Source organism: Dyella sp. OK004 (assembly GCF_900114495.1).
GTDB lineage: Bacteria > Pseudomonadota > Gammaproteobacteria > Xanthomonadales > Rhodanobacteraceae > Dyella_D.
Genome location: NZ_FOZI01000002.1, coordinates 811771 through 828041, shown reverse-complemented (window position 1 = coordinate 828041; position 16271 = coordinate 811771). Strand labels below are relative to the sequence as shown.

Genomic DNA, 16271 nt, shown 5'->3' with positions numbered 1-16271 from the left:
TCACGGACAACCTCATGGCTGCCAGCGGTATTCGCGGACCCAAGCAAATCTGGAGCGCCTTCAAGTGGTCGATGAAGGGCCTGCGTGCCGGCTGGCAGCACGAGGCCTCGTTCCGGCTGGAAGCCTGCCTGGCGGTGGTGCTGGTTCCGCTGGGGTTGTGGCTGGGGCAGGGGCCGCTGGAAAAAATCGCGCTGGTGTTGCCTGCCGTACTGGTGCTTTCGGCCGAGCTGTTGAACTCCGCGGTCGAGGCCGTCGTGGACAAAGTGAGCCCGGAATTCCACGAACTGGCCGGTCGCGCCAAGGACATGGGTTCCGCGGCGGTGTTCCTGCTGCTGGTGATGGTGATGCTCAGCTGGGGGCTGATCCTGGGCCCGCGCTTCCTTTGAAATAGCGGTTTCCCTGTAGGAGCCCACCCTATGGGCGACCACCGCGGGAATCACGCTTCGCAGGTCTTTTACGCACAGGGTGCGTGCCAACATGTTCAGATTGCGCCCGTCGGGGAGGAATGCTGCAATGGCGCCTTCCACCGGATCGGAGCACACCCATGAAATTCCTTCGCGCAGTCGCGCTGCTGTTGGTCGTCGCCGGTCTTTCCGGTTGTGGTTACAACGCCATGCAGCGCCAGGACGAAGCCGTCAAGGCCGCCTGGTCGGAAGTGATCAACCAGTATCAGCGCCGCGCTGACCTCGTGCCCAACCTGGTCAACACGGTAAAGGGTTATGCGCAGCACGAAGAGAAGGTGCTGACGGAAGTCACCAATGCGCGCTCCAAGGTCGGCACCATGCAGATGTCGCCGGATGCGTTGAACGATCCGCAAAAACTGCAACAGTTCCAGCAGGCCCAGGGCCAACTGTCCAGCGCACTGTCGCGCCTGATGGTGGTCAGTGAGAACTACCCGCAGCTGAAGGCCGACGGCCTGTTCCAGAACCTGCAGGCACAGCTGGAAGGCACCGAGAATCGCATCACCGTGGCGCGCAACCGCTACGTGCAGTCGGTGCAGGAATACAACTCGATGATCCGTACCTTCCCGAATAACCTCACCGCCAAGATCTTCGGCTATCAGGTCAAGCCGAACTTTACGGTAGAGAACGAGAAGGCCATTTCCACTGCGCCGACGGTCGACTTCGGCGGCAATGCGAGCCCGGCGCCGGCTGCGACGCACTGAGATGACCCGGCGCCTGCTGCGGCTGCCGTACCTTCTGATAACCCTGCTGCTTCTCGCAGCAGGGTTATCCCTGGCGTATGCGGACACCGCGCCGCCCAAGCTCACCCGTCATGTCACGGATCTGACCGGTACGCTCACTGCGCAGCAGGTCGATCAGCTGGATGCGCAGCTAGTCGCGCTGGAGAAGCGCAAGGGCGCGCAGCTGGTGGTGCTGATGGTGGGCACCACACAGCCGCAGGATTTGGAGAGTTATTCGCTCGCGGTGGCCGAGTCCAACAAAGTAGGGCGCAAGGGCACGGACGACGGTCTGCTGCTGCTGATCGCCAAGGACGACCGGCGTGTGCGTATCGAGGTGGGTTACGGTCTTGAGGGTGCCATTCCTGATGCCGCTACCGCACGCATCACACGCGAATACATCGCGCCCAAGTTTCGCGCCAACGACTACTACGGCGGTATCACTGACGCCGTGGGCGCCCTGACCCAGCTGATCGATGGCGAGGCCTTGCCACCGCCGGTGGAAGGGCCGCATCGCGAACGCAGCGGGCTGGGCTTTCAGGACGTGCTGTTGATCGGTGTGTTCGTAGCGTTTTTCCTGCGAGGCATATTCGGCCGCGCCACCGTGTGGTTGCGTACGCCGCTGGGTGCGGTGATCACTGGTGGCCTGCTGTGGCTGTTGGCGGCGACTGCCGGGGCTGCGGTGCTGGGCGTGGTGATCGGCGGCGTGCTCATGCTGTTGCCGGCCGGTGCAGGGCGTTCCATCGGCGGTGGCGGCTGGGGTGGTTTCGGCGGTTGGGGCGGAGGTGGAGGCGGTTTTGGCGGGGGCGGCTTCGGCGGCGGAGGCGGTGGCTTCAGCGGAGGCGGCGGCAGTTTTGGCGGCGGCGGTTCGTCGGGGAGCTGGTGACATGGGACGTGCCCAACGCTTCTTCACCAATACGTTCAGTGGCTGGTTCCAGCTGCGCCGCTGTTTTCCGAAAACCTTGCTCGACGAGATGACGCGCGCCATCGCCGAAGGCGAGCGTCTGCATAAAGGCGAAGTGTGCTTTGCCATCGAGTCGCGGCTGGCACCGCTGGCTGTGCTGGAGGGCCTGGACGCACGCCACCGCGCTGAGCAGGTGTTCACTCAGCTCCGGGTGTGGGACACCGAGCACAACAGCGGTGTGTTGTTCTACGTGCTGCTGGCGGAGCATCGCATCGAGATAGTGGCGGATCGCGGCATTGTTCGCGAAGTCACCACGGCGGAATGGGATGCGATCTGCACGCAGATGCGCGAGCGCTTCGCGCGCAACGCATGGCGCGAAGGTTGTCTGGAGGGAATTGCCGCTGCGCATGCTTTGCTGACGCGGCATTTTCCGGGGAATGACAAGGATCAGCCTGATGAGCTGCCTGATCGGCCGGTTCTGCTGTAGGAGCGCACAGGGTGTGCTCCTACAGCGTAGTTCCAGCTTGTTGCGGGACAAAAAAACGGCGGGCCATAGGCCCGCCGTTTTCGTCTTGCCTGTAACGATCGATCAGAACTTCTGGTTGTAACGCACGTACCAGAAGCGGCCGATGTCGTACGCCGGGTTACCCACGAAGCTGCTATTGCCGCTCGTGTTGCTCGATGCGGTGTAGAAGATCGGGGATTTGCGGTCGAACACGTTGTTGGCGCCGACCGAGAACGTGCCGTTCCACGGAGCAGTCCAACGCACCGACAGGTCGTTGAAGGCAATGCCGCCGATCTGACGCTTCGGCGTGATGCCCTGGCCCGGCGAAACGTAGTTCGGCAGAGAGCACTCCGGACCGCCAGCAATATCGAACGAGCAGTCTTCCTTCAGGCCCGAGTAGTAGCGGACACCCCAGGTGGCACCGAAGTCGCCGTAACTCCAATCCAGATTGGCGTTGCTGCGGATGCGCCAGTTGGAGTACTGGCCGGCGCTATAGGAGATCACGCCGTTGCTGAGCGTCTGGTTGTACTTGCTGACGTAGTTGGTATCCACGTTGACCCGGAACTGGCCAAACGAGAACTTCGGCAGGCGGTAGGTCAGGCTCAGATCGTAGCCTTCGGTTTCCAGCTTGCCGCGGTTGCTCAGCGTGTGCACCAGGCCGACCACCTGGCCCTTGGGGTCACGCGAGAACAGGCCGCAGGCAGACTGGATGCCACGCAGGTAGCAGTCATCCAGCACGTCGTTGGAGGTGACGCTGGTGATGACGTTGGTGATGCGGATGTTGTACCAGTCCAACGACACGTTCAGGCCATCGACGTAGCTCGGGCTGTAGACAAAGCCCAGGGTCTTGCTGAGCGAGGTCTCGGGCTTGAGCTTTTCGTTGGAGCCGGAAAGGAACGGCGTGGTCGACTGCGAGTCGGCCGCGCTGACCGGCTTGCCAGCGGAGTCAGTCTGCACGAAGCCTGGCGCCAGGCCGGCTGCGCGGCAGGCCGCGATGGCGTTGGCATTGCCGCTGGCCACCGCGCCGAAGCGCGAATCGCACGGATCGGTGTAGCTATCGAACGTCTGCGACTGGCCGCCGTACAGGTCGTTGATGGTCGGCGAACGGAAACCTTCCGAGATGCTGCCACGGAACATCAGGTCGTCGATCGGCTTCCACTGGATGCCAAACTTGCTGTTGGTGGTGCTGCCGAAGGTGCTGTACTTCGAGTAACGGCTGGCTAGGTCGACCGACAGCAGCTTGGCACCCGGGAGGTCAGCCAGCACGGGGATGTTCAACTCCGCGTAGGCTTCCTTGGTGTTGTACTTGCCTGACGAGGAGTCGGACGCCAGGTCGGTGGAGTTGCCGGTCTGCGAGAACCCGTCCGGACGGTTGTAGCCGGCTTCGCGACGGTATTCCAGGCCAGCGGCGAACTGCACCATGCCGGCCGGCAGCTGCACCACGTCACCACCGATGTTGGCGGCAAGACCGGTGGTCTGGGTGCCGTAGGTGCCGTTGGTGTTGACGCCGACGTAGTTGAGCATGTCGGGGGTCATGCCGCCCCAGCCCGACAGGACGTTCACCGGCGTGCAGCCGGCGATCACCGCGCCCGGACGGCCGCACCTGACCACGCCATTGTCCATGAAGGACGGGCCGAGGCCCTGGGCGAGGTTGATCAGGTTGTAATTGCCGGTGCCGAAGACGTCGCCCTTGTTCTTGTTGAAGAACCCGCTGACGTCCCAGTTGAAGTTGCGTTCGCCGATCTGGAACACGCCGTCCAGACCCGCGCCGATGCGATAGGTCTTCAGGGTGTTCTTGGTCAGGCGCGGCGATTCAACACCACGGCGCAAGAACTCGACGTCCTGCGGGGTGGTGTAACCCTGCTGGCTGCCCAGCGGGTTGTAGTAGCTGTCCTTGTCAACCATCAAGCCGGTGGTGCCGGTGCCGAGCGGATAGCCGGCGATCTGGATGTTCGCGGTGCGCTCGGTGTAGGTCGCATCAGCGTGGGCGCTGATGTTGTCGGTGATGGCGTAGGTGGCCTTGCCGAACAGCGACTTACGCTTCGCACCATTGATCAGCATCATCTGCTGGTTGGCGTTGAAGTTGTCGATGCTGGGGTCGTAGGTGTGATAGTCGCCGAGCTTAGTCGGATCGCCACCCGGGTTGAGCTTGAGCCCATTGCCCGAAGGATCATTGAGGATCAGGCCGCCCGGACCGAAGCCGGACAGGCCGGAGTTCGAATGACGCGGACCCAGCGGGGAACGCGAGAAGTCGCGGTCCTTCGCCCAGACCGGATCGTCCTTGGCATACGAGCCGCTGAACACGTAGGACAGCTTGCCGATCTTGTTGCCATAGGTGAAGTCGTACTGCTGCTTGGCGCCGTCACCCTTGCCGAACTGGCCGTAGTAGACGTTGGCGTCGCCGCCCTTGATGTCGGTGCGGGTGATGATGTTGATCACACCGGCGATGGCGTCGGAACCGTAGATGGCCGAGGCGCCGTCCTTCAGTACATCGATGCGCTCGATGATCGAGGAGGGGATCGTGTCCAGGTCAGTGAAGCCGTCGGCATTGGTGCCCCAGCGGCGACCGTCGACCAGCACCAGGGTGCGGGCGGCGCCCAGGCCGCGCAGTTCGACGGTGGCGCTACCGGCGTAGGTGTTCGAAGTCAGCGAGGCGGAGCGGCTATAGCCGGCCGAACCGGAAGCGGTGATGTGCGACAGGATGTCGCCGACGCTCACATAGCCCTGCTTCTGGATTTCCTGACGGCTCATGGTGAAGACCGGCTGGGCGGTCTCGACGTCCACGCTACGGATGCGCGAACCGGTGACGGTCACGGTATCCAGGCTCTTGGCCTTGGATGTGTCGGCGGCGGGGGCGGGGGTAGCGTCCTGTGCAGCCACCGCGAAGGTGTGCAGCATGAGCGCTGCGGCGATGGCGGTGGCCAGCAGTGTCTTTTGCTTCATTGTTTTGAAAACTCCGAACAAAAAATAGCCAGCTGCCAGCGTTGACGCTGGTCATCTGGATATCTGGGATGGCACGCCTCGCTGGGGAAGCTCGCGTGCCCCGGCATCGCCGAAGCTTGGGGGAAACGGTCGATGTGAGCCCGAAGTTAAAACAAGGTGACAGTTTGGTGCAAGTTAAGTTTCGAAGATTCTTGTAACCGCAAGTATTTGCGCGGATTGGTTTTGATCCGCAAAAAAGGGCGCCGAGGCGCCCTTCTGATGCCATTCTCGCCGGTTTTGCGACGGCTAGTTGCTGGCCGTATTCGGGCTGTTTCCGATGTATTTGTCGAGGAAGGCCTGCAAGGTCTTGTAGAACTCGACGGTGTTCTTTTCGTCGTAGAAGCCGTGGCCTTCGCCGGGTTTGGACAGCCATTCATATGGCTTGTGGGCGGCATCCATCGCGGCGCGCATCGCCTTGGCCTGAGCGAACGGGGCACGTACGTCGGCCTCGCCGTGCACGAACAGGACGGGGACTGGGATCTTGTCGGCCAGTTTGTCGGGCGAGTTAGCGGCGAGATCGGCGTCGTCCTTGCCGATGACGGCGTGCAGATAGCTGCGGCCGGTCTTTTCTTCGCGCACGTCGCCCTTCTTGTACATCATCGCCAGGTCGTAGACGCCGGCGTAGCCGACCGCGCACTTGAACATATCCGGCGCGCGGATCGTGGTCATCATCGCCGAGTAGCCGCCGAAACTCGCGCCATACACGCAGACGCGCTTCGGATCGGCGTAGTTCTCCGCAACTGCCCACTTCACCCCGTCGATCAAATCCTGCTGGATGCGGGTGCCCCACTTGAGATAGCCGTCTTCAGTGAAGTTCCGGCCGCGCCCATCAGAGCCACGGTAATTGACCTGCAGCACCAGATAGCCGCGGCTGGCGAGGAATTGCGCGTCGCGGTCGTAAAACCAATCGTCATTGATCCCGTGCGGACCGCCGTGCGGCAGCAGCACCATCGGCAAGTTGGCTTCGCCGCGACCCGGCGGGATGGTCAGGATCGCCTCCAGTTCCATGCCGTCGCTGGCCTTGAAGCGTAATGGCCGCCGTTCGGCCATGCGCGTGGGGTCGATCCAGGGATGCCCGGTGAAAAGTTTGTTGACCTTGTTGGTCTTGGTGTCGATCAGATAGAAGGTGCCGGGGTCGCGGTCGCTGGATACGGAGAACAGCAGTTGGCCGCCGTCCTCGCTGTAATTGATGAAGCGCACGTAGCCGCGGAAAGCCTTGCTCAACGCCATGTGCAGCTTGGCTGCAGGCAGGCTGGGGTCGATGTAGTTGGCCGTGGGGATACCGGTGTCGAGAATGGTTGCGAACGGTTGGCGCGGCATCGGCGTCCATTCGACCGAACGGATATTGCTGAAGCTGTCCTTGGCCAGCACTTTGCGATTGCCGCCGTCCTCGTCCTGCTCCACCAGTGAGGTTGGGCCACCCTCCCTGGAGTAAAACGCATAGATGCGTTTTTGATCCGGTGTATTGGCGAGCGGTATGAAGCTGCGGTAATCCTTGGTGGTGTCCAGTGGCGCCCATGCGCCGTTCTGCCGGCGATAGGCCACGAAATCGAAATTGTCGTTGGAGCCGTAGGCGTAATGCACTTCGCCGTCGTTGCCGACCATGAAGCTCATGCCGCTCACGCTGATGTCGCCGATCAGACGGCGGGCATTCTTCACCGCGTCGACGTCATACAGCGCGTAGTGTCCCTTGTTGTCCCAGGACTCGGTTTCCATGTAGACGTGCCCATTGGAGGGCCGGGGCCGCCCGACGACATAGCCCCAGCCCTTGTCGCCTGCGCGGGTGGTGGCGCGGGTGCCGAGGTTGTCGTAGCCGTAGATGTAATCCACGTGCTTGCCATCGAGGTCGGTGGCAAGCACTTCGCCGTAAAAGGCGGGCTTGTCGAGCGAACCGGTTTCCTTGCCTTTCTGCACCACCAGGCGGGTAGGGCTGACCCAGATGATGTCGAGCGGAATCTCGAACTTGGGCATGCGCAGCATGCTGATCGGGTTCTTCATGTCGGTGACGTTGTAGACCATCACCGCATGATTGTGATTGTCGTAGTCGTCCATGCGCACCGCGATGTGCTGGCCATCGGGCGACAGGGTGGGATCGGAAATCTGCGGCCGGCGCGCGAAGTCCTCGACCGGAATCAGGTCGGCCGCGCAGGCGGCGGCGGGCAATAACAGAAAGGCTGCGGACAGCGCGGTCCGCATCAGACGGTGTGACATGCATTTTCCCCCTGGACACGCCCCTGTTTGCGCTACCGGCCGGTGGGGCATCGCGGCCCGGTGGACGGTTGCGTGATCAGCCGGCTCTTCGCCATGCCCCGCAAGCCGCCGTTACTCCCCAGTAACCGGTGGCTGCCATCCGGCGGCGAGTGTAGCCACGGCATGAAGGGGACGGGAAGGGGGCTGCCCGCGATGGCAGCCGGGGCGGCTACACTGTGTCTTTACCGCCACGCACGTTGCCCATGTCGCTGCCCTACACCGTAGACATCCAGCCGATCGCCTTCAGCCTCGGTCCGATTCATGTCCATTGGTATGGGCTGATGTATCTGGCCGGTTTCCTGGGAGCCTGGCTGATGGCGGAGTATCGCCGCGGCCTGGGCCGCCTGCCGGTGTCGCGGGATGCGGTGGGCGACTTGGCCTTCTACGTGATGATGGGTGTGATCATCGGTGGCCGTATCGGCTACATGCTGTTCTATACCGACATCCATTGGATCTGGACCGACCCGCTGGCGCTGTTCCGGGTGTGGGACGGCGGCATGAGTTTCCACGGCGGTCTGCTCGGCGTACTCGCCGCGGTGCTGTGGTGGTCGCGCCGGCACCAGCTGCATTTCTTCGACACGGTGGATTTCATCGCGCCGATGGTGCCGATCGGCCTGGGCCTGGGGCGGCTGGGCAATTTCATCAATGGTGAGCTGTGGGGCAAGCCGAGCGACGTGGCCTGGGCCATGATCTTCCCCAATGCACCAGACCGCCTGCCGCGTCATCCGTCGCAGTTGTACGAGATGCTGCTGGAGGGTGTGGTGATGTTTACCGTGCTGTGGGTGGTGTCGATGAAGCCGCGCCCGCGCTATCTGATCTCGGGCCTGTTCGCGCTGCTATACGGCTGCTTCCGTTTCGCCGTGGAGTTTGTGCGCCTGCCGGACCCGCAGCTGGGCTACCTGGCGTTCGGCTGGCTGACCATGGGGCAGATCTTGTCGCTGCCGCTGGTGCTGGTCGGCCTGGTGCTGCTGGCGATGTCACGCAAGGCGCCGACCCTGCGCCCGTATATCGTCGTGATGCCGGCGAAGGAGTAAGCGATGCGTGCCTATCTTGATCTGCTGCGTCATGTGCTGGAGCACGGCACCGTCAAGGCTGACCGCACCGGCACCGGCACGCGCAGCGTGTTCGGCTGGCAACTGCGCTTCGATCTGGCCCAGGGTTTTCCGCTGGTCACCACCAAGAAGGTGCATCTGAAATCGATCATCCACGAGCTGATCTGGTTCCTGCGCGGCGACACCAATATCGCCTACCTCAAGGAACATGGCGTCAGCATCTGGGATGAGTGGGCGGATGCGAATGGCGATCTTGGCCCGGTCTATGGCAAGCAATGGCGCGCGTGGCCGACGGCCGATGGCCATGTGGTCGACCAGATCCGCTGGGTAGTGGAAGAGATCCGGCGTAATCCGGATTCGCGCCGCCTGATCGTCAGCGCGTGGAACGTGGGCGAGCTGCCGAAGATGGCACTGATGCCTTGCCATACGATGTTTCAGTTCTACGTGGCCGACGGCAAGCTGAGCTGTCAGCTGTACCAGCGCTCGGGCGACATCTTTCTCGGTGTGCCCTTCAACATCGCCAGCTATGCGTTGCTGACGCATATGGTGGCCCAGGTCTGCGGCCTGGGCGTGGGCGATTTCGTGCACACGCTGGGCGATGCACACCTGTACAGCAATCACCTTGAACAGGCGCGACTGCAGCTCACCCGCGAGCCCCGGCCGCTGCCGAAGCTGCAGCTCAATCCCGACGTGCGGACGCTCGAAGATTTCCGCTACGAAGACATCGCGATCGTGGACTACGCGCCGCACCCCGCCATCAAGGCGCCGGTGGCGGTGTAACCGGCGCCGAGAGGTGTCAGTAGCAAGTTCATGCGTTGCCTGGTGGCGGTTTCAGGCGCCGACTAGAAATGGCCCATGGGCACACCACCGGGTGATGGCAAGCAGGGCCAAAGTCATCGTCAAGGCAGCGATCCTCGCTAGAATGTCCCGTTAGCGTGGCGGCCAGGGGGCTGGGTCGCCATGCGCCGATTGTCACTTTGCATGACGTTTATTTCGGAGATTCCATGGCTATTTCGCTGATTGCCGCGCTTGACGAGAACTTTGCCATTGGCCGCAAGGGCCAGCTGCCCTGGCATCTGCCAGACGACCTGCGCTGGTTCAAGCAGCTCACGCTCGGCAAGTACGTGTTGATGGGTTACAACACTGCGGTATCGGTGGGACGTGCCTTGCCGGATCGCACGAACCTGGTGCTGACCCGCAAGCACGAGGCGCCGTTTCCGGGACAGATCACCGTACGTTCGGTTGAGGATGGTCTCGCTCGTGCCGGTGGCACCGGCCTGATGGTGATCGGCGGTGGTGAGGTGTATGCCATGGCGCTGCCTAAGGCAAATCGTCTCTACCTCACCTGGGTCAACGCGGCGGTGGATGGCGCGGACACCTTCTTCCCGGGTGTGCATTTCAGTGACTGGACCGAGGTCTCCCGCGTCCATCACAAGAAGGACGGCGACCACGCCTACGACTTCGATATGGTCGAGTACATTCGCGGCTTCTGAGTTGTGCCGCAGGATTTCCCTGTGATCCATGTGGTAGCCGGCGTCATGATGGACGCCGCTGGCCGCGTGTTGCTGGCGCAGCGGCCGCCGGGCAAGCACTTGGCTGGTCTGTGGGAATTCCCTGGTGGCAAGCTGGAGCCCGGCGAGCAGCCGGGGTCGGGCTTGATCCGAGAGTTGCAGGAAGAGCTTGGGGTGACGGTCGAGGTCGCCGAGCCATTGATCCGGGTGCCGTGGCAGTACGACGGCCGGTATCTCTTGCTCGATGCCTGGATGGTTCGGCGCTGGGAAGGTGAGGTGGCGTCGCTTGAGGGGCAGGCCTTGCAGTGGCTCGCGCCTTCCGCAGTGGATCCGACGATGCTGGCTCCTGCCGATCGGCCAATCCTGCAAGCGCTGCTCCTGCCTTCCCGTTATCCCATTACGCCTGCCGATCTGGTGCCGGATGCCTTCGCGACGTGCGTGGAGATGCTGCGGGATGCGCTTGTACATGGCGAGCGGCTGATTCAATTGCGCCTGCCGTTGTGGCCGGTGCTGCTGGTTCGGAAGCTCGCCGCTGAGCTGGTGCCCTTGGCGCGGCAACTTGGCGCCACACTCGTGCTGAATTCAGATGTAGAGGGCGCATGCGAGCTTGGCCAGGGCGTTGGCGTGCAGCTCAGGGCGTCGCAGCTGATGGTCTTGAAGGCGCGCCCCTTGTCGCTGAGCCAGCTGGTGGGCGCGAGCTGTCACGATGTCGCTGAGCTGGCCTGCGCGGCTTCATTGGGCGCCGACTTCGCCACCCTGTCGCCGGTGGCGGCGACGACGTCGCATCCGGATGCCGCGCCGATGGGCTGGGAGGCATTCCAACGTCTGGTGGAGGCGGCGTCGCTGCCTGTGTATGCCCTGGGAGGCATGCAAGCTGCCGATACGGTTCAAGCCAGCGCGTTGGGAGGGCAGGGCGTTGCCGGTATTCGTGGTTTTTGGGGTGCCGGTTTTCGGCGCCGGAGCCGATTGCCGTAAGGCGGAAAGTGAGCCTCGTAAGTCAGGCGGCTGCAGCAAAGGCCAAGTAGCGCGCATGCAGCTCGGCTACCGCTGCATCGAGCGCGGCTTCGTCGCCGCCGTTTTCGATCACGTCATCGGCCAGCGCGAGGCGCTGGCTGCGGCTGGCCTGTCGCTCGATCATGCGTTGAGCCAATGCGGCGTCGATGCCATCGCGTTTCATCAACCGCTCCAGCTGGACGGCTTCCGGCGCATCCACGACCAGGATGCGTTGGACCCAGCGGTAGTGCTCGATGTTCTCGGCGAGCAGAGGAATGGCGAGCAGGCAGTAGGGACCGCGATCAGCCTCAGCATGCTCGCGTAGCCAAGTGCGTACGCGGGGGTGCGTGATGGCCTCCAGTGCGCGGCGTGCTTTCTCGTCCGCGAAGACGCGGCGGCGCATGCTGGCGCGGTCCAGCTGACCGTCGGCGTCCAACACGTCGGTGCCGAAGCTATCGACAACGGCCTGCAAGCCCTCGCTGCCGGGTTTCACCACTTCCCGGGCGGCGACATCGGCGTCATAGACAGCGATCCCCTGCGCTTCGAAACGCCGGGTCACCGCGCTTTTGCCGGCGGCGATGCCACCGGTGAGCGCGACAACATAGGGGATATGGCGCACTGTCATCGCAGCCCGGTGATCTGCATGTAGCTTTGCAGCAGCCAGTCGCCGGCAACAAACCAGACCCAGCCCGCCACGGCGATAAACGGACCGAATGGCATCGGTACCTCACGCTGGTGTTTACGCAGCAAGATCAATCCACCACCCAGTAGCGCGCCGACCAAGGACGAAAGCAGGATGACCGGCAACAGCGCGCTCGGCCCCATCCAGGCACCCAGGGCCGCCAGCAACTTGAAGTCGCCATAGCCCATGCCCTCCTTGCCCGTAAGCAGCTTGAACAGCCAGTACACGCTCCACAAGCTCAGGTAGCCCATGGCCGCGCCCAGAATCGCCGACGGGGGCAGCACGAACATGGGCAGCAGACTGAGCAGCAGGCCGATCCACAGCAACGGATAGGTGAGTTGGTCGGGCAAGTACTGCGTGCGGAAATCGATGCCGGAAAGCGCGATCAGCATCCAGGTAAACACCAGGCCCGCAAGCGCCGGCCAGGTTGGTCCGAACTTCCACACGATCACCGCGCTAAGCACCCCGCTCAGCAGTTCCACTAGCGGGTACTGGATGGAGATGGGCGCCTTGCAGTAACGGCAACGCCCGCGCAGCAGAAGCCAGCCGAACAGCGGGATATTGTCCATTGCCGACAGCGGATGTTTGCAATGCGGGCAATGCGACGGTTCGCGCACGATGCCAGGGGGTAGGGGGGCTTGCTCTGCATCAAGTTCAAGTACGTCGCGTGCTTCCTGGCGCCACATCGCCGTCATCCGCTCGGGCAAGCGCAGGATCACCACATTTAGGAAGCTGCCAACCAGCAAGCCGAGTACGGCAGCTGCGGCGATCCAGGCCCAGAGGGGAAGTTCAGCCATGCCGTGTCTCGATAGCTATAAAAAAAGCCCCCCTCCCGGCGGGAGAGGGGCCTGGGAAACCAAAGATTACACCGTGCCCGCGAGCTTGAAGATCGGCAGATACAGCGATATCACCATGCCGCCCACCAGCACACCGAGGATCACCATGATCAGCGGTTCGAGCAGGGTGGAGAGGGTGTCGACGGCATTGTTGACCTCTTCCTCGTAGAACTCGGCCACCTTGAACAGCATGTTGTCCAGGGCGCCGGATTCCTCGCCGATGGCGGTCATCTGCACCACCATGTTCGGGAATAGGCCGGTCTGGCGCATGGCGAGCTGGAGCTGGTGACCTACCGAGACGTCGTCGCGCATCTGAAGAACTGCTTCGCTATACACGATGCTGCCGGTGGCTCCGGCTACCGCTTCCAGAGCTTCTACCAGTGGAACGCCAGCTCGGAAGGTGACACCGAGGGTGCGGGCGAAACGGGCGATAGCGGATTGGCGGAGGATGTTGCCAATGATAGGTAGCCGCAGCATAAGTCGATCAAGGAAGTGCGCAACCTTGGCCGAGCGCTTTTTGGCGGCAATGAGCGCAACGATGCTGCCGACAATCACACCGATCACAAGCCACCAATAGTGCTGCATGAACTGCGAGGCGCTGATCACGATCTGAGTCGGGGCGGGCAGTTCGGCGCCCGCATCCTTGAAGGTCTGCTCGAACACCGGCACTACGAACAGCAGCAGGATCATGCTGACCAGCAACGCCACCACCAACACCATGACCGGATAGAACAGGGCCTTCTTGATCTTGCTCTTGATGCCCTCCATCCGCTCCTTATAGGTCGCCACCGTATCAAGCACGGTATCGAGCACGCCGGCCGATTCGCCCGCGTGCACCAAGTTGCGGTAGAGCTCGTCGAACTGTACTGGGTACTTGGCCAGCGCTTCGTGCAATGCAGAACCGCCCTCGATACCCTGCTTAACGTCGACGAGTATGTTCTTGAAGCGGACGTTTTTCTGTCCGTCGGCGATGATCTCGAAGGACTGCACCATCGGCACACCGGAAGCCATCATGGTGGCGATCTGGCGGCTGAAGATCGCCACGTCGCGCGGTTTGACCGTGCTTCCGCTGGCGCCGAACAGGGGCTTGGAACGTTCACGCACCGTCTGCGGATTCATGCCCTGGCGGCGCAACTCGGCCTTGACCAGAGAAGCATTCTTCGCCGGCATTTCCCCCTTCATGCGCTTGCCGCGCTTGTCCAGAGCCACCCAGTCGTACGTGGTCATCTGACTGATGGTGGCGCGCGCGGCACCTCGGGTGCGCGCGTCTTTGGCGATTGCCGTTACTGTGGCCATGCGGAATTTCCCCCTTCCAAGGCTGTCCGGCTGCGACAGGCGCCGGGCGGCTAATTTCAGCAGTTTAGGTCATCTGCTTCAGCTAAATCCGTGCGGGGGGACGCAACTCCAATGCCACCTGCATCCCGGTCCGGACAACGAGACCTCTTCTTAGTCCTTCGTCACACGGTCGATCTCGGCCAGGCTGGTCACCCCGTTCTTGACCTTCATCAGTGCGGATGCGCGCAAGTCGTTGATCCCGGCTTTGCGCGCCACTTCCGCAATCTGCAAGGCGTTGCCACCCTGCAGCACAATCTTCTGAATGTCCTCAAGCATAGGCATGACCTGATAAATGCCCAAGCGCCCCTTGTAACCCTCGTTGCAGTTATCGCACCCGACTGCTTCGTAGAGGGTCAGGCCGGCATCGATTTCTTCCTGAGTAAAGCCGGCGGCCAGAAGGGTCTGAGGCGGCAGGTCCATTGGCTTCTTGCAGTCGTGCAGGCGCCGAGCCAGGCGCTGGGCGATCACCAGGGTCACCGACGAGGTGATGTTGTAGGGCGCAATGCCCATGTTCATCAGTCGCGAGATGGTCTGTGGCGCGTCATTGGTGTGCAGTGTGGAAAGCACCATATGGCCGGTCTGCGCGGCCTTGATGGCGATCTCGGCGGTTTCCAGGTCGCGGATTTCGCCCACCATGATCACGTCCGGATCCTGGCGCAGGAACGAGCGCAGGGCTGCGGCGAAGGTCATGCCGCGCTTTACGTTCTGCTGCACCTGGTTGATGCCCTCGACGCGTATTTCCACCGGGTCTTCCACGGTGGAGATATTGCGTTCCGCGGTATTGAGGATGTTCAGCGCGGTGTACAGCGAAACCGTTTTACCCGAGCCGGTAGGGCCGGTGACCAGCACCATGCCGTAGGGTTTGTGGATAGCATCCATATAGAGCTGCTTCTGGATCTCCTCGTAACCGAGCTTGTCGATACCCAGTTTGGCCGACGAGCCATCCAGGATACGCAGCACAATCTTCTCGCCGAACAGCGTCGGCAGTGTGCTGACGCGGAAGTCCACCGCGCGGCTCTTGGACAGGTTGAGCTTGATGCGGCCGTCCTGCGGCACGCGGCGTTCGGCGATATCCAGACCCGACATCACCTTGAGGCGCGAGGAAATGCGGGCGGACAATTTCATGGGCGGACTGGCGACCGCGCGCAACATGCCGTCCATGCGCAGGCGAACTCGGTACTGGGTTTCGAACGGCTCGAAATGGATGTCCGAGGCGCCGCGGCGGATGGCATCCACCAGGATCTTGTTGACGAACTTCACCACTGGGGCATCGTCGTTCGCGTTGGCGTCGATGCCGGTGGATTCGGCCTCGTCGTCGCCAGCCTCCAGGGCCAGATCATCCAGGTCGCCGCCACCCATATCGGGCACCGCGGCGTTCATGGAAGTAAGGGTGTTCTCGATCACCCGATAGAGCTGGCCACGCTCGACCAGGATTGGCTCCACCATACAGTTCGAGTGGAACTTGATTTCGTCCAGCGCATGCGACTGCATGGGGTCGGCAATACCGACGAACAGCCGCTTGCCGCGTCTGAAGAGTGGCAGTGCGTGATGCTTGTTGATCAGCGCTTCGCTGATCAGGTTCAGTGGCATGCTGGAAGGCTGGAGCGACGACACATCCATGGCCGGCATGCCGAACTCCGCCGAGGCGACCTGGGTCAGACGGGCGCTTTCGACCAAGCTGTTGTCCAGCAGCCAAGCGGCCAGCGTGGTCTTGTGCTGGGCGGAATCCACCACCGCCTTGCGTACGTCCGCCTCGGGGAGAACCCCGTCGGATACCAGCCGGCGGGCCATGCCCGACAGGCCTGCCAATGACGGTTGCATCTGCGTCGACATGTTCAGAATTTCACCCAGCCCCCTGATTGGAAGGGAATTTACTCCAGATAAGGTGGCAGGTCACCCGCTGTTTGAGGTTCCTGCTTGCCAGTGGTGACGGTACGCACAATTCCACTGATAGAACGGAGCACGGGCCGCTGACAGGCTCATTCGTTTCGTCAAATCCACCACAACCGGGGGCAGGAGGGCCGCGCTATCATCAGCGCTC

General features: G+C 62.5%; 14 protein-coding genes. 8 read left to right on the top strand and 6 right to left on the bottom strand.

What is annotated here, in order from left to right; genetic code table 11:
- Positions 1–14: 14 nt before the first annotated feature.
- From BM338_RS10415 to BM338_RS10400, 4 genes are all read left to right on the top strand, one after another.
- Positions 15–386 carry a diacylglycerol kinase gene (locus BM338_RS10415; protein ID WP_090450802.1) on the top strand — a complete coding sequence of 124 codons (372 nt, stop codon included), beginning with the start codon at positions 15–17 and terminating at the stop codon, positions 384–386.
- A 158-nt stretch (positions 387–544) separates the two neighbouring features.
- Positions 545–1165 carry a LemA family protein gene (locus BM338_RS10410; RefSeq protein ID WP_090450801.1) on the top strand — a complete coding sequence of 207 codons (621 nt, stop codon included), beginning with the start codon at positions 545–547 and terminating at the stop codon, positions 1163–1165.
- Position 1166: 1 nt separating this feature from the next.
- A complete protein-coding gene (locus BM338_RS10405; protein WP_090450800.1) occupies positions 1167–2066 on the top strand; it encodes a TPM domain-containing protein in 900 nt (299 codons plus the stop codon).
- A 1-nt stretch (position 2067) separates the two neighbouring features.
- Positions 2068–2571 carry a TPM domain-containing protein gene (locus BM338_RS10400; RefSeq protein ID WP_090450799.1) on the top strand — a complete coding sequence of 168 codons (504 nt, stop codon included), beginning with the start codon at positions 2068–2070 and terminating at the stop codon, positions 2569–2571.
- A gap of 102 nt (positions 2572–2673) precedes the next feature.
- Here BM338_RS10400 and BM338_RS10395 read toward each other — a convergent pair whose 3' ends face one another.
- Together BM338_RS10395 and BM338_RS10390 are read right to left on the bottom strand one after the other, a co-directional pair.
- A complete protein-coding gene (locus tag BM338_RS10395) occupies positions 2674–5532 on the bottom strand; it encodes a TonB-dependent receptor plug domain-containing protein (RefSeq protein WP_090450798.1) in 2859 nt (952 codons plus the stop codon).
- Positions 5533–5817: 285 nt separating this feature from the next.
- Complete coding sequence (locus BM338_RS10390; protein ID WP_255367259.1) at positions 5818–7782, bottom strand: alpha/beta hydrolase family protein; 1965 nt, start codon at positions 7780–7782, stop codon at positions 5818–5820.
- A gap of 242 nt (positions 7783–8024) precedes the next feature.
- Here BM338_RS10390 and lgt point away from each other — a divergent pair, with 242 nt between their 5' ends.
- The 4 genes from lgt (at position 8025) to BM338_RS10370 (ending at position 11359) form a co-directional block, all read left to right on the top strand.
- Complete coding sequence (gene lgt, locus BM338_RS10385; RefSeq protein ID WP_090450797.1) at positions 8025–8855, top strand: prolipoprotein diacylglyceryl transferase; 831 nt, start codon at positions 8025–8027, stop codon at positions 8853–8855.
- Positions 8856–8858: 3 nt separating this feature from the next.
- Entirely contained in the window at positions 8859–9653 is a 795-nt protein-coding gene (locus BM338_RS10380) for a thymidylate synthase (protein ID WP_090450796.1), read from the top strand.
- Positions 9654–9877: 224 nt separating this feature from the next.
- On the top strand, positions 9878–10366 hold the full coding sequence (locus tag BM338_RS10375) for a dihydrofolate reductase (protein WP_090450795.1): 489 nt from the start codon (positions 9878–9880) through the stop codon (positions 10364–10366).
- Positions 10367–10387: 21 nt separating this feature from the next.
- The gene (locus tag BM338_RS10370) at positions 10388–11359 is read left to right on the top strand and encodes a Nudix family hydrolase (protein WP_255367258.1); all 972 of its coding nucleotides are present in this window, start codon (positions 10388–10390) and stop codon (positions 11357–11359) included.
- 22 nt (positions 11360–11381) lie between these two features.
- Here BM338_RS10370 and coaE read toward each other — a convergent pair whose 3' ends face one another.
- The 4 genes from coaE to pilB form a co-directional block, all read right to left on the bottom strand.
- On the bottom strand, positions 11382–12002 hold the full coding sequence (gene coaE / locus BM338_RS10365) for a dephospho-CoA kinase (protein ID WP_090450794.1): 621 nt from the start codon (positions 12000–12002) through the stop codon (positions 11382–11384).
- Positions 11999–12856 carry a prepilin peptidase gene (locus tag BM338_RS10360; protein ID WP_090450793.1) on the bottom strand — a complete coding sequence of 286 codons (858 nt, stop codon included), beginning with the start codon at positions 12854–12856 and terminating at the stop codon, positions 11999–12001. The genes coaE and BM338_RS10360 overlap by 4 nt, the downstream gene beginning before the upstream one ends.
- Before the next feature lie 66 nt (positions 12857–12922).
- Positions 12923–14191 carry a type II secretion system F family protein gene (locus tag BM338_RS10355; protein WP_090450792.1) on the bottom strand — a complete coding sequence of 423 codons (1269 nt, stop codon included), beginning with the start codon at positions 14189–14191 and terminating at the stop codon, positions 12923–12925.
- Positions 14192–14341: 150 nt separating this feature from the next.
- On the bottom strand, positions 14342–16063 hold the full coding sequence (gene pilB, locus BM338_RS10350; RefSeq protein WP_090450791.1) for a type IV-A pilus assembly ATPase PilB: 1722 nt from the start codon (positions 16061–16063) through the stop codon (positions 14342–14344).
- Positions 16064–16271: the final 208 nt, after the last annotated feature.